The following is a 14,879-nucleotide window of genomic DNA, read 5'->3' as shown; positions in this document are numbered from 1 at the left end:
TTCTTTCGGCTTTTCCAAGTTTTGTTTAAGCAGAGGTTTGTTGCACCAAAAGAAAATTGAACTTTTAAATCAACCCAAACAAAAAAATAAATAAAAATAAAACGTGCTGCCCAGAAATCAAAACAAAACCATCAACAACAACCGTTGTAGAATTTCGGGGAAGAAAAACACTTCAAACCAAAACCCCACAATTCCACAAGTTGTGGAAACCAGGATCATTGAATGCTGTTTTTACCTGCCTAAATTTCAGCTAAAACCTGTTTAACCAATCCGCACAAAAAACAAAAAGGCGATTTCCGGGAAATAAAGTTTAAACAAATCAGCACGATAATGCAGCTCCGATTGCCGCGGCTTTAGGCCGTGGGACAAAAACAAACCATTTCCGGCTTTAGCCAAACCCAAATTACAGGCCACTAAGTTTTATGCCATAAAAGAAGCATCCAAACTATTTGGAAAATTTATAGAAAGCCTGCAATTGATAAAACTTCCCAAACAACAAAGCCGGCTCCAAACCGGCTTTTGTTTTTTATCGGGATGCTTCTTTTACCGGTATAATTTTTATTGTGGCTGCTGCTGGAACATCCCGCCAAACTTGGCCTGGTAAGTATTGAGCAAACCTGTCAGTTTCTTGTTCAAAACTGGTTCGTTATTGTCCTTGGTGAGTTTCACCATTCCATTAATTACCGACATACACAATTGAATGTCGCGGCCACTCATGCGCTGGTTGTTGTCATCCATGGAAGCAAAATAACTTAGCTGGCCTGATGTGTAGTCGGTGATTTGGTTTACAATCTTCTCCCCTAACTTTCTTTCCCCTAACTGATAAGCTATATCCGCCAAATAAAATTTCCGGGCAGCAACATCGACGAAAGGATTAAGATTGGGCATTACCTCATCATAACGGTGCAAAACTTTTTTGGCCAAATCCGGGTGGCCTTCTTTGTACAGGTTTTCGGTTAGCGTTAAAAAAGTCCTTAAAATTACCGGGTAAAACATCATACGTGATTCGTGGTCGAGGTAAGTTGCATTTTTCATGTTGCCCCACCTAAATTTGGTCATCACATTATTGTACATCAGCATGGTATTGCTTCGTTCTGCACCATCAGCACTGGCCGCAGTATCCGGTTTAAGGGGTAGCAAACGATAAGCAAAACCTTCGTTGTACATGTATTTATCCAAACCCATCATATTATCATTGCCAACGGTGATGGCAAAATAAACCGGGCGTTTCCAATTGTTGTGCGAAAGGATGTCCATCATTACCAAATTATCTTTGGTAACATAATTACTTGGATATTTCCAATCTATTTCCGGCAAAATCCTTCCTTTTTCCGAAGCCGGAACAGTACCTGTTTTCACAACTTCATCCGGATTAACCGTCCACTTTAGGTTTTTAGTGGGAAGATAATTCATGCTTTGTCCGTTCTCATATTCTACTTTGGCGCGAGGGTCATCGGAAGTCATAAAATCGAACACATCTTTTAACTCTACGTTTCCCGGAAGTTTAGAATCATTGTAATAAGTCATATCACGCACACCAGCTTCAAATTTTTCGTTCGGCATAGTAATTGGAAGAGGTGCAGATTTGTTCATTTTTTGCTTCATTTGACGCGTGTACCAATCGGTCCCCAGCAAACTTAAATTCACAATTCGCACATCCGGCCGCACATTTTCCACTTCTTGGATGTACCACAACGGGTAAGTATCGTTATCGCCATAAGTGAACAAAATGGCATTTGGCGCACAGGAATTGAGGTAATTGTAGGCCATGTCGCGCGGCGTGGTTTTGGTAGAGCGGTCGTGGTCGTTCCATTCCTGCGAGGCCATCAAAACCGGCGCAGCCAATAAACAAACCACCGTTGCACCAATTGCGGCGGTTTGCGGGTTGGCATACTTTCGCAGTTTTTCGGCGATAAACAAAGTACCTATACCAATCCAAATCGCAAAAGCGTAAAACGAACCGGCGTAGGCATAATCCCGTTCGCGCGGCTGCAAAGGGTCTTGGTTAAGGTAAAGCAAAATGGCAAAACCGGTAAAAAAGAACAGCAGGCCAACCACGCCGGCATCTTTCTGGTTTTTTTTAAAATGATAAAAAGCACCGATTAAACCCAGGATCAGCGGTAAAAAGAATAGGCGGTTGTAGGATTTATCCAAAGTGATGGAAGGCGGCAAAGCGCTCTGGTTTCCCAAACGCATCGCATCAATCGGTTTGATACCGCTAAGCCAGTTGCCATCGGTGGCGTTGTTGCTTTGCCCGTCGGCATCGTTTTGCCTTCCCACAAAGTTCCACAACAAATAGCGCGTGTACATTTGGTTTACCTGCCAGCTAAAAAAGAAGCCCAGGTCATCGGCAAAAGTCGGGCTTTGGCCTTCGCCAATGTGCATCCAATCTTTGTAAAAACCAATATGGTCCGGTTTATCGCTAAACATCCGTGGAAACAACGTATTGCGGTCGTAAACCAGGTTTTGCTTCTTCCCGGCAACTTCGTATTTCTCTTTTCCTTTTCGGTAAATGGTTGCGCCTTCGGTCTGGTCAACCGCTTTTGAATCGTAATATTGGCCGTATAACAATGGCGTATCTCCGTACTGATCACGGTTTAAATAACTCAACAAAGCAAAGGCATTGTCCGGTTCGCTGTTGTTTAAGTTGGTGTGTGCTTTGGCGCGGATGATCAGCATGGCAAAAGAACTGTAACCGAAAAGGATAAAAACAGTGCAGGTGAGGATCATATTCAAGGCAAAACGTTTCTCCCTGATCTTGACCACATATTCTAAAAAAGCAACGATACCAATTCCAATCAGCCCGCCAATAAAACCACCGCTAACGGTAAGCGCCAAAACAAAAGCAATGGCCGCAATCAAAATGGTGGTTTTGACCGGTTTAAGGGTATAAATAATCCCGGCTGTCATGGTAATCACGATCAGGATAAAGAAAACGGTTGCGCCGCTCCAAAAACCGAAATTAAAGGTGTTTACAAAAAGCAAATCCGCATAAGCCGCGCCTTTCACCACGTATTGGATAATCCCCCATAAAACCGCTGCCACGATAATGACACCTACAATCAGCGCGGTAATGGTTCCCCTTGCCGTTGCGTTTGGTGTCCTGCGGAAGTAATAAACGCAGGCAATTGCCGGAATGGCCAGCAAGTTTAACAAGTGGATGCCGATGGAAAGGCCCATCACATAAGCAATAAATACGATCCATTTATCGGCACCAGGCTCATCGGCGTGTGCGTCCCATTTCATAATTGCCCAGAAAACGATGGCCGTACACAAAGAAGATTGCGCATAAACTTCAGACTCAACAGCGGAAAACCAAAACGTGTCCGACCAGGCATAAGCCAAGGCGCCAACCAAACCGGCGCCAATAATCAGGATGGTTTGACTTAGGCTGATCTCTGATGCTGTTTTTACCACTATTTTTTTGGCGAGTGCCGTGATCGTCCAGAACAAAAACATAATAGTGGCCGCACTGGACAAGGCCGAACTCATGTTGATCATATAAGCCACCTTTGTTTTATCGGCAGCGAGCAAAGAAAACACCTTGCCGATCATCGTAAACAACGGTGCTCCCGGCTGGTGCGCAACCTGCAACCGATAAGCACAGGCAATAAACTCGCCGCAGTCCCAAAAACTGGCGTAAGGTTCTAAAGTTAAAATATAGGTAACGGCGGCAATTAAAAAAGCAAGCCAGCCAAACAAATTATTGATTTTAGGATACTTCATGGAGGGTATTGTTTCTGTCATAATTTTGTGGTGCCGAAATTAACAAACTATAATGAAGTTTATGGCCTTTGGCCAATTGTTTAACAGGTTTTAACAAATGGCGGCCTGATGCTTCTTTTACCACATAAAAAATATAAAAATTGAATTTGACATTTTAATTTATCGTCCTATATTTGCATTCCTTTTCGGGAAGTACTTACCAACGAAGAGCAGATTGCCCGATAGTATAAAGGTAGTACGACGGTTTTTGGTACCGTTTGTCTAGGTTCGAATCCTGGTCGGGCAACTTAAAAAAAGCAGACACGCTTGAGTAATGGCTGTCTGCTTTTTACTTTAAAGGCAGTTTAACATTTTTTACTCACCATGCCGATACAGTTCAACCCCATCAAATTATTTTCAGGATCAGCCACACTGGAACTTTCGCGCAAAGTTGCAGAAGCTTACGGAAAAGAATTGGGCGAGGTAATCTTATCGCGTTTCAGCGATGGCGAGTTCCAGCCTTATTTTAATGAATCTGTACGCGGATCAGATGTTTTTTTGATTCAGTCCACCAACCCGCCAACCGATAATTTAATGGAACTGCTGATGATGATTGATGCCGCACGGCGCGCATCGGCACATTATGTTACGGCCGTTATCCCTTATTTTGGTTTGGCCCGGCAAGATAGGAAAGACAAGCCGCGCGTGGCCATCGGCGCAAAATTGGTTGCCAATTTATTGACTGCTGCCGGCATCAACCGCATCATGACGATGGATTTGCATGCCGCACAAATTCAAGGTTTTTTTGATATTCCGGTTGATCACCTGGATGCTTCCGTTATTTTCGTTCCTTACATCAAAGGTTTAAACCTACCGAAATTAACGATTGCCTCGCCGGATATGGGCGGCTCTTATCGCGCGCGCAGTTTCGCCAAGTTTTTTAATGCGGAAGTGGTAATTTGCGATAAACAACGTAAACGCGCCAACGAGATTGAATCTATGACGGTAATTGGCGATGTTACCAACCAGCACATTGTTTTGATTGACGATATGTGCGATACGGCACGCACCTTGGCCAAAGCCGCCGGATTGATTATGGACCGGGGCGCTTTGAGTGTAAGGGCAGTTTGCACGCATCCGATTCTGTCCGGCGATGCTTACAACACGATTGAAAACTCTGCTTTAACCGAACTGATCGTTACTGATACCATTCCATTAAAACAACAAAGCAGCAAAATACGCGTACTTTCGGCAGCAAAATTATTTGCCAGTGCCATTGCGAATGTAAACGAACATGGATCTATCAGTCAGCTTTTTAATGTGGATTAGCAAATAGTTAATGGTTAATGGTTCATTGCCATAGCGAATTTGCAGGCACCATTAACTATTAACCATCAACAATGAACAAACAATTAACAAATACATAAACAAACAACAATGAAATCAATTGCTATTAGCGGTTCTCCCAGAGAGAACGTAGGGAAAAGAGACGCGAAAGAGCTGCGTTACCAGGGCTTGGTGCCGGCAGTTCTTTATGGTGGGGGCACGCAAACCCACTTTGCTGTGTCTGCAGCTGATTTGAAACCGGTGATCTACACACCAGAGGTTCATTTCATAGATTTAGATGTTGCCGGCACCAAAAGCCAGGCGATCATCCAGGCCACACAATTTCATCCGGTTACCGATCAGTTGATCCACATTGACTTTTTATTGCTGAACGAAAGCAAACCGATCACCATGGAACTTCCGATCCGCCTGACCGGAACTTCGCCGGGTGTAAAAACAGGTGGCAAACTGGTACAAAAACTGCGTAAACTGCGCGTAAAAGGTTTTCCGAAAGACCTTTTGGACACCATTGACGTTAGCATCGAAACACTGGAAGTTGGCAAATCGGTTAAAGTGAGCGAAATCAAATTGCCAAACTTAACCATCACCAACGCGCCCGAAGATACCATCGTTTCTGTAACTACTTCGCGTGCATTGCGCCAAGCCGAGCAGGAAACCGCAACTCCGGGCAAAAAATAAGCAATGCTTCTTTTACCGCATAAAAGTCTTCAGCCTAAAAACTGAAGGCTTTTTTTATGCAGGTAAAAACAGTATTACCTTTGAAGGGATGAAATATTTAATTGTTGGCTTAGGAAACATCGGCCCAGAATATGCGGATACGCGCCACAACATTGGTTTTATGGTTTTGGACGAACTGGCCAAACAGGAATCGGCCAGGTTTTATAATATGAAGTTGGCTTATTATTCGGAAGTAAATTACAAAGCGCGCACGCTCCACCTTATCAAACCAACAACGTATATGAATTTGAGCGGGAAGGCTATGAACCACTGGATGAAAGAATTGAAAATCCCGATCGAAAATGTGTTGGTAATTGTGGATGATTTGGCTTTGCCTTTGGGAACTTTACGCTTAAAACCAAAAGGAAGCGCGGCTGGCCACAACGGTTTAAAACATATCGAACTTACTTTGGGAAACAACAATTATGCGCGTTTGCGTTTTGGCATCGGCGACAATTACCCCAAAGGCCGGCAAATAGATTATGTTTTAGGCGGGTTTGATGACGATGAAAAATCGGAACTGCCCGCTTTGATTGACCGTTCCATTGAGATGGTTAAAAGCTTTGTTACGGTTGGAACGGAGTTGACGATGACCAAATTTAACCGGTAAAAACAGTATTGCGGCAAGTTTCCTGCTATTGATTTTTCCAAAAACGTGATTTTGCTTTTATAGACCCAAATTAAAAAAACAGATTGGGCAGGTTGCCTTTTGCCCAATCCAAAATAAGTATGGTAAAAACAGCATTGCAATTTTTAAGGACAAACTAAATTACTTTGATCGCAATTTTGCCGCGGGTATGTCCTTCTTCGCTTACTTTTTGTGCTTTGGCAATTTCCTCGAGTGAAAAAACCTGGTCAATAACAGGTTTTAATTTTCCGGAATCAATCAAATCAGCCATTTGCTTTAGCTGTTCCGGGTAGGATTGCGCCATATAATGACATGCTTGTATGTTTTTTGCTTTAAAAATTTCCTCGTCTTGCACACCAACGGTAGTCACCAATATTCCGCCTGTTTTTAAAACTTCTACTGATTTTTTCTGCGTTTCGCCGCCAATGGTATCAAACACTACATCAATGTCTTTCAGTTCTTTTTCAAATTGCTGATGTTTGTAATCAATCACCTCGTCTGCGCCAAGCTCCTTTAAAAAATCAATGTTGTTTTCTGAAGCTGTTCCGATTACATAAGCACCTTTCCACTTTGCCAACTGCACCGCAAGCGTGCCTACGCCTCCTGATGCGCCATGGATCAGGATTTTCTGTCCGGGTTCTAATTTTCCATGGTCAAAAATACCTTGCCAGGCCGTTAACCCGGCCAAAGGGATCGAAGCGGCTTCGAGGTGAGAAATTGAATGCGGTTTTTCGGCGATAATACCTGCTTTTACGGCTACGTATTCTGCATAAGTCCCGTTTCTGGTCAAGTCCGGCCGGCTATAAACTTCCTGGCCAACTTCAAAATTTTTCACGCCACTTCCTGTTTCGGTAATCACGCCTGAAACATCCCAGCCTAATATCAAAGGAAATGTGAATTTGATCTGCTTCATTTCGCCTTCCCGCACTTTCCAGTCAACCGGGTTGATACTGGTTGCAAATACTTTGATCAGTACATCGTCCGGGTTGATCTTTGGTAGTTCGGCATCTTCATATTTTAATTCTCCTAGGCCGCCAAATTGATGAATTTGAATTGCTTTCATAATGCTAAATTTTCCTTTATCAACAAAAATTAGTTCTGATTGATTGCTTAAAAGAATATTTAACACAAATTTTATATGGTAAAAGAAGCATCGTTAAAAAGTATATTTTGATTTGATCCAATACTTCTTTTACCACCCTAAAATCAGTGTAATCAATTCTAAAAATCTTTTAATCCTGATGAAATAAGCATTAAAATCAAACAACAATTTGTCAGGCCATACTTTTTTTACCACACAAAAATCAGTGTAATCAATCCTAAAAAATCTTTTAATCCCGATAAATCCTGATAAAAGAAGCACGTAACAAGCAGATTACTTTTCTGCTGTCGATATTTTTTTAAATTAGCAGTTCAAATCTTCGCTAATGAAAAAAATATACCTTTTCCTGCTGCTTACCGTACTTTTTATTGATTTCGCCTCGGCACAAAGCAATTATGCCAGCGATAATTACACCAAAAAAGATGCATACATCACGATGCGCGACGGCATCAAATTGTTTACTTCCATTTATACGCCCAAAGATGCTTCCGCGCAAAAAAAATACCCGATGATCATGCAGCGCACCTGCTACAGCGTTGCGCCTTACGGGGCCGGAAAATTTCCGCGGGTTTTAGGCCCTTCAGAAACGATGATGAAAGAAGGCTATATTGTTGTGTATCAGGATGTGCGCGGCCGTTACAAAAGCGAAGGCACCTGGACGAACATGACGCCGGTGATTGACCATAAAAAAAGCAAAAAAGATGTGGACGAAGGTTCTGATACGTACGACACGATAGATTGGCTGGTAAAAAATGTTGCCAATAACAATGGAAAAGTTGGACAATGGGGAATTTCTTATCCCGGTTTTTATACGGCGGCAGGTATTTTGAGCAACCATCCGGCTTTAAAAGCTTCTTCTCCGCAGGCGCCCATTTCCGATTTCTTTTTTGATGATTTCCACCACAATGGTGCTTTGTTGGAATCTTACTTTTTTACATATCCTGTTTTTGGTGTGCAAAAAACAGATACGACAAGCAAAGCCTGGTATAATGCTCAGAATATAAAAACCGGTACACAAGATGGTTATCAGTTTTTATTAGATATGGGTCCGCTTGCAAATGCCGATAAATATTACAAAGACAATTTTTTTTGGCAGGAAACCATCAACCATCCAAATTACGATGAGTTTTGGCAGAAAAGAAGTTTGCCGCGCCATTTTAACAAAGTAAAACCTGCCGTGATGTTTGTAGGCGGCTGGTTTGATGCAGAAGATTTATCAGGGCCGTTGGATATGTTTAAAAAAATCCACAAAACCGATCCAAGTGCTTACAATACAATTGTGATGGGGCCTTTTGGGCACGGCAGATGGTCGCGCGAAACCGGGCATACTTTCCATTCCAATGTTTATTTTGGCGACAGCATTGCCACTTTCTATCAAAAAAATATTGAAGCCAAATTTTTCAACCACTTTTTAAAAGGCAACGGCGATAAAAACTCCGGTTTGCCGGAAGCTTATATGTTTGATACCGGCAAAAAAGAGTGGGAAAAGTTTCCGCAATGGCCGGCCGCAAATGCCACACACCAGAGATTATATTTGAATGCCGATGGCAAAATTACGATGACTGCGCCTGCTTCAACCGGTTCAATGTCGTACGTAAGCGATCCGGCAAAACCGGTTCCTTATACCGAAGACAATACCACCACAATGGGCTTTACGCCGCACAATTACATGAGCGAAGACCAGCGTTTTGCAGGCCGCCGTCCGGATGTATTAGTTTACCAAACCGATGTTTTGCAGGATGACATGACCTTGGGCGGAGAAATTTTATCGCACCTCAAAATTGCTTCGACCGGAACCGATGCCGATTTTGTGGTGAAACTGATTGACGTTTATCCGCCGGATGAGCCGAACAACCCGAACCAGCCCAACAAAAATATTTTGATGAGCAATTACGAGCAAATGGTACGGTCGGAAATAATGCCGGCCCGTTTCCGCAACAGTTTTGAAAAACCGGAAGCTTTGGTAGTAAACCAAAAAACAGAGGTTCCAGTACGTTTGCAGGATGTGCTGCACACGTTTAAAAAAGGCCACCGTTTAATGATTCAAGTTCAAAGTACGGCTTTCCCGCTGTTTGCCCGCAACCCGCAAAAGTTTGTCGAAAACCCGTACAAAGCTGCCGCAAGCGATTATGTGAAAGCTACAGAAACGGTTTTTAACGATAGTTTTATTGATGTGGAGGTGTTGAAATAAGCCGATGATCCGCAAAAAACTGATACTTCTTTTATCGGCATTTTTTTGTTGCTTCGGTTTTGCATCGGCACAACTGCTTCAACCTAAACAAACTTTTACCCGCGCCGATTCGTTGCGCGGCATGTTAACGCCGCTGCGTACCTGCTACGATATCAACTATTATCATTTGGATGTGAAAGTGGATATTGAACAGAAGTTTATCAGCGGCAGCAATGAGTTTAGGTTTACGGCAACGCAGGATTTTAAGCAATTACAGTTTGATCTGTTTGCAAATTTAAAAATAGAAAAAGTTAGCTTCCACGGAAAAAACCTGCCCTTTACCCGTGAGTTTAATGCGGTTTTCATCACCTTTCCCAACACCATAAAAAGGGGCATAAAAGAAGCATTCACGGTTTACTATTCCGGCAACCCTCGCGTAGCCAACAATGCGCCTTGGGACGGCGGTTTTGTTTTTACCAAAGATACCGAAGGCAAACCCTGGGTAGCTACTGCTTGCCAAGGTTTGGGCGCCAGCGTTTGGTGGCCGAACAAAGATCATTTAAGCGATGAAGTGGACAGCATGCTCATCAGCATCAGCGTGCCAAAAGGTTTAAAAGATGTTTCTAACGGAAGGTTAAGAAAAGTTACCAAGTTAAAAGATAATTATACGCGCTTTGACTGGATCGTAAAAAACCCGATCAATAATTATGATGTGGAAGCGAACATTGGCAATTACATTCATTTTGATGATGTTTTTCAGGGGGAAAAAGGCAAGTTGACGTTAGATTACTGGGTTCTTCCACAAAACCTCGACAAAGCCAAAAAGCAGTTTACAGAAAATGTAAAACCCATGCTTACCGCTTTTGAACATTGGTTTGGCCCTTACCCTTTTTACGAAGATGGTTATAAATTGATCGAAACGCCGTATTTGGGCATGGAACACCAGAGCGGCATCGCTTACGGCAACCATTACCAAAACGGTTATTTGGGCCGCGATCTTTCGGGAACCGGCTGGGGATTGAAATGGGATTTTATTATAATACACGAAAGCGGGCACGAATGGTTTGGCAACAATATCACGATGAAAGATGAAGCGGATATGTGGATCCATGAAAGTTTTACCAATTACTCCGAATCTCTTTTTGTGGAGCAGCAGTTTGGCAAGCAGGCCGGCCAGGAATATGTGCACGGGTTACGCCGCGCCATCCAAAACGACGAACCCATTATTGCCCCTTATAATGTGAACAAAGAAGGTTCGGGCGATATGTATTACAAAGGTGCAAACCTGCTGAACATGATCCGTACGATCATCAACAATGATGAAAAATGGCGCGGAATTTTGCGTGGTTTAAACAAAACCTTTTATCATCAAACGGTTACAACCGAACAAATTGTGGGCTATATCAACCAGCAGTCCGGCTTAAATTTAACCCCGGTTTTTGATCAATACCTTCGCTACAAAAACATTCCAACTTTAGAATTCCGCTTTCAAAACAACCAGCTTTTAGGAAGATGGATTGCAGATGTAAACGGGTTTACGATGCCGGTAAAAATAAAAGTAAAAGGCGGAGAATACCAATACTTTACTTTAAGTACTTCTTTTACCCCTATAAATTTGTCCGCTGCAACCAAAGACAATATAGAGGTTGATACTTTTAATTATTACATTGGTGTGCTGGTAGATTAAATTTTAGTTTTACTGTAACCATTTGGCATCAATCTGCATCTTACCTAAAAACTAAAACTATGAAACCAATCCTAAAACCTATTGCGCTTGCCTTTTTGCTTACCGCAACCGGCCCGTTAACTTTTGCAGGTTCCGTTAAAATCCCTGTAAAACATAGCAGTATCGAAACACAAGACCGCAAACTTTCCGGCTTTCATGCCCTTGCTTCTTCCGGTTCTTTTGACGTGGTGTTGAGCCAGGGAAACACCGAATCTGTGCGTGTGAAAGCTGATGCGGACGTGATCAACGAAGTGGTTACCGAAGTTAAAAACGGAACGCTGATGATCCATGCCAAAAACAACCACAACTGGGGCATGGGCAACTTTTGGAACAACAAAACGGTTACCATTTATGTAACTGCCAAGGATTTGAACAGCATTGGCGTGAGCGGTTCTGGCGATTTAAAAATCGAAAACGCGTTTAACACCAACACTTTAGCGTTAAGGTTAAGCGGATCCGGGGATTTTTCGGGGAAAGTAAACGTAAAAACTTTGGAAGCGGCCATTTCCGGCTCCGGTGATTTTAAAATTGCTGGCCGGGCAGATGATTCCAACGTAGCCATTTCCGGCTCCGGTAATTTTGAAGCTGGAGATTTGATCACAAAAACAACCGTGATAAGAATTGCAGGTTCTGGCGACGCCCATATTTATGCCAGCGAAAAACTGGATGCTTCGGTTTCCGGTTCCGGCGACGTGCGTTACAGCGGCCACCCGAAAAGCGTTTCTAAAGTGGTGCATGGGTCCGGCGATGTTTCGGGTTCATAAACGGATGCTTCTTTTATCGGTATAAAAGTGGTGAGGTGTAATTGGGTCATCAATTCTTTGTTCCAACAAGATTAAATTTTAAACATTAGAGAAATAGTCATACATTGTTATTGCTACAGATAATAACTATCTTAATTTGTGTGAAATTAGATTTCAATTTAACTTAAAAGCTAAGATTATATTAATAAATTAGATTATAATATAACCATTATATGAATGTAGCAATAGTAATAGGAGTAAGCGAATATACTGATATTCAAAATAATTTACCTGGATGTAAAAAGGATGCAGAAATTATACATAACATTCTTATCAAGACAGGGAAATATGACTCAATTCTATATATAAATGAAAAGTTATCAAGTGCAAAAGTCAAAGAGAAACCAACTAATTTTATATCAGAAAATAAAGGGAATGAAATCAATGAACTAATTTTTTACTTCACAGGTCATGGAGAATTTCAAAACAACGAGTTCTATTACATTCTTTCTGACTTTAATGATGCAAAACGGAAACAAACATCATTACAAAATGATGAAGTCGATAGTCTAATTAAAACCTTAAACCCAGATCTTGTAGTAAAAATAATTGACGCTTGTCAATCAGGAAAAGCTTATATAAAGGAAGCGGATATTGTTGTAAAATATTTTAACAAAACACTAGACAAATTTAATAACTGTTACTTTTTAAATTCTTCGTTAAAAGACCAAAGCTCATTACAAACAGATATTATAAGTGATTTTACTTTAAGTTTTATAAAATCAATTAAAGAACATGATTCAAGTGAAATTAGATATAAAGATATAATCGATTATATATCTGATGAATTTGAAAATAATCCCATCCAAACACCCTTTTTTGTCAGTCAAGCAGATTATACTGAAAAATTTTGTGTGCTGAATTTGGGATTAAAAGAATACCTTGTTAGTCTTGATTTTACAAATAAAAACGATATTATACAGAAATCAGAAAGCCTTACTATTATTGAAAAGATACGAAAACAAGCCGCGGAATATTATTCCAAAGAACAAGCAATTGAATTAATCAACGAAATTAAAAAAGAAGTAAGTTCTTTCACTTGTTCTGAGGATTTAAAAGATATTTACAATTTGGAAATAATATTTTCTGAAAACTATGATGAAATTATAGATGCAAATGCCATTGGAAAATGGTTAGATGAAAATCCTCATGATTTTTTCGCTAAATCAATATTTTCTAGAGTTAGAAAAGATAGACATACTAATCCATTTGGAATTTTAGCCTCATCCATATTTACGCAAAATGATGTAGAATACGAATCTATAAGAGCTGGTTTTGATCTAGAAATAGAAGTTCCATATAAAACTATTATTTTCGATTTAGATTCTAATTTTCCAAATATTGATTCAAATACCTGTAGAATAATATACCTTCTTTCAAAAAGACAAATCAGATTTTTCTACTTTATTACAAACTTTGAAACAAAAAATTGGGACGAGCGCACAATCAACAAAAGAATAGAATGGTTTTATTCAGAACACTTAATTAATGATACAACTGGTATAATTGACGGTGTCAAAAAAATATATAATTTGTTAGAAACTAAATCAAGAAAAGAGATAGATGAAAAATTTAATAAACAAGAAATGCCAAAACAATAACTAATTTTATAACTGGCAAAGGAATATTTTAACCTTTTCTCTAATCCTTAAACCGCACCAAATTCTTCCGCCCAATATCATAAGTTAACCTAAACGCCTGCTGGCTGTCGCCCAAATTCCCGGGCGACTGGTGCAAACTCAAAATAAAACTTCCTCTGATATTATTGTAGATAAAAGGCGTATAAATTATATCCAAACGGTTGTACATTTTCTTGCTGTAAAAGTAGTCGCCGTAAGTAAGGTGGTGGCCTTGCCCGGCGTAAAAATTATCCCGCAAACCAAAACGTTTATGGTTTAAAAACAGCTCGGCCACAAAACCTTTTGGTGTTTGGAGGCCGGTAATGCCGCGCTCCCTTTCCAATGAAATCATCCCTCCGGCTTCAATGGTTAAAGAATCTAAAAAGGTTTTGTGGCTGAAATCCAAACCAACGCGCAACTGGCCGCCGCCGTTGTCGCGGATGTAATCGTTTGGCAGCAAAATTCCGGCACCGGCATCGTGCAGCAACATAAAATAATGCGACAAAAAGAACGGGCCAGTCGGATTGGGCAAGTATTTTCCGGAAGCGCCAAAGATGAACTGCTCGCGGTCAGTTTGCGTTTGCCGGCTCACCCAGTCAATCCAAATCGTTTCCTTTCCCCAGGGGCTTTGGTAGCTGGTGAGCAAACCCTGGATGTTCGGCCGGTAATAAAGTAAAGTATCGTTGAGCAGGGCAATCGGATAATCGGTGATCAAACCTTCGCGCGGAAAAGAACCGATATCAAACGTCCAGCCTTTTTTACCGGTAAAATTATAGTAGATGACGGGGTCGGCTTTCAAAAAAAACGGATTGGCGCCAAACTCGTGGATGCCATTCACCCCGAAACGAAAATGGTTCACCGAATCCAGGTTCACGCCCAAATCCAAAGCTACACGTGCGCCCGAATACGTGTGCGAACGGTCTTCAAAAGCACGGTATTCGCGGTTGTCCATAAAACCAAACCCGTTAAAATGGATGTCGAGGTTTTGGGCAGCACAATTTTTAGTGCCTAAAAGAAGCATCAGGGCAAAAAATAAACAGGAACGTAAAGTTGTATTCATGG

At 41.3% G+C, this 14,879-nt stretch carries 10 protein-coding genes and 1 tRNA gene; 8 read left to right on the top strand and 3 right to left on the bottom strand.

Translation table 11 applies throughout. The features are described 5' to 3' along the window. Positions 1–558 precede the first annotated feature (558 nt). A complete protein-coding gene (locus tag V5804_RS07870) occupies positions 559–3,726 on the bottom strand; it encodes a DUF2723 domain-containing protein (protein ID WP_369590834.1) in 3,168 nt (1,055 codons plus the stop codon). Between the two features lie 215 nt (positions 3,727–3,941). On the opposite strand from V5804_RS07870, the gene V5804_RS07865 reads away from it, so the two are divergent. The 4 genes from V5804_RS07865 to pth all read left to right on the top strand — a co-directional run bounded on the left by V5804_RS07865 (position 3,942) and on the right by pth (position 6,379). Further along, positions 3,942–4,012, top strand: a tRNA-Gln gene (locus V5804_RS07865). 77 nt (positions 4,013–4,089) lie between these two features. Continuing rightward, positions 4,090–5,034 (top strand): ribose-phosphate pyrophosphokinase, encoded by a 945-nt coding sequence (locus V5804_RS07860; RefSeq protein ID WP_369590833.1) that lies wholly within the window; start codon positions 4,090–4,092, stop codon positions 5,032–5,034. 108 nt (positions 5,035–5,142) lie between these two features. Beyond that, positions 5,143–5,730: a 50S ribosomal protein L25/general stress protein Ctc gene (locus tag V5804_RS07855; RefSeq protein ID WP_369590832.1), complete on the top strand. Its 588-nt coding sequence runs from the start codon at positions 5,143–5,145 to the stop codon at positions 5,728–5,730. An 88-nt stretch (positions 5,731–5,818) separates the two neighbouring features. Next, the gene (gene pth, locus V5804_RS07850; RefSeq protein ID WP_369590831.1) at positions 5,819–6,379 is read left to right on the top strand and encodes an aminoacyl-tRNA hydrolase; all 561 of its coding nucleotides are present in this window, start codon (positions 5,819–5,821) and stop codon (positions 6,377–6,379) included. A gap of 154 nt (positions 6,380–6,533) precedes the next feature. Here pth and V5804_RS07845 read toward each other — a convergent pair whose 3' ends face one another. Then, complete coding sequence (locus tag V5804_RS07845; protein WP_369590830.1) at positions 6,534–7,460, bottom strand: NADP-dependent oxidoreductase; 927 nt, start codon at positions 7,458–7,460, stop codon at positions 6,534–6,536. Positions 7,461–7,824: 364 nt separating this feature from the next. Between V5804_RS07845 and V5804_RS07840 the strand changes: the two genes are divergently transcribed. The 4 genes from V5804_RS07840 (at position 7,825) to V5804_RS07825 (ending at position 13,799) form a co-directional block, all read left to right on the top strand. Further along, positions 7,825–9,690 carry a CocE/NonD family hydrolase gene (locus tag V5804_RS07840; RefSeq protein ID WP_369590829.1) on the top strand — a complete coding sequence of 622 codons (1,866 nt, stop codon included), beginning with the start codon at positions 7,825–7,827 and terminating at the stop codon, positions 9,688–9,690. A 4-nt stretch (positions 9,691–9,694) separates the two neighbouring features. Next, positions 9,695–11,356, top strand: a complete 1,662-nt coding sequence (locus V5804_RS07835; protein WP_369590828.1) for a M1 family metallopeptidase — start codon at positions 9,695–9,697, stop codon at positions 11,354–11,356. 59 nt (positions 11,357–11,415) lie between these two features. After that, complete coding sequence (locus tag V5804_RS07830) at positions 11,416–12,159, top strand: head GIN domain-containing protein (protein WP_369590827.1); 744 nt, start codon at positions 11,416–11,418, stop codon at positions 12,157–12,159. 212 nt (positions 12,160–12,371) lie between these two features. Next, positions 12,372–13,799: a caspase family protein gene (locus tag V5804_RS07825; protein ID WP_369590826.1), complete on the top strand. Its 1,428-nt coding sequence runs from the start codon at positions 12,372–12,374 to the stop codon at positions 13,797–13,799. A 40-nt stretch (positions 13,800–13,839) separates the two neighbouring features. Here the strand turns inward: V5804_RS07825 and V5804_RS07820 are convergent, their stop codons facing one another. Then, the gene (locus V5804_RS07820) at positions 13,840–14,877 is read right to left on the bottom strand and encodes a hypothetical protein (protein WP_369590825.1); all 1,038 of its coding nucleotides are present in this window, start codon (positions 14,875–14,877) and stop codon (positions 13,840–13,842) included. Positions 14,878–14,879: the final 2 nt, after the last annotated feature.

The organism is Mucilaginibacter sp., assembly GCF_041088075.1.
GTDB lineage: Bacteria > Bacteroidota > Bacteroidia > Sphingobacteriales > Sphingobacteriaceae > Mucilaginibacter_A.
This window is presented reverse-complemented; position numbering and strand designations above follow the sequence as displayed.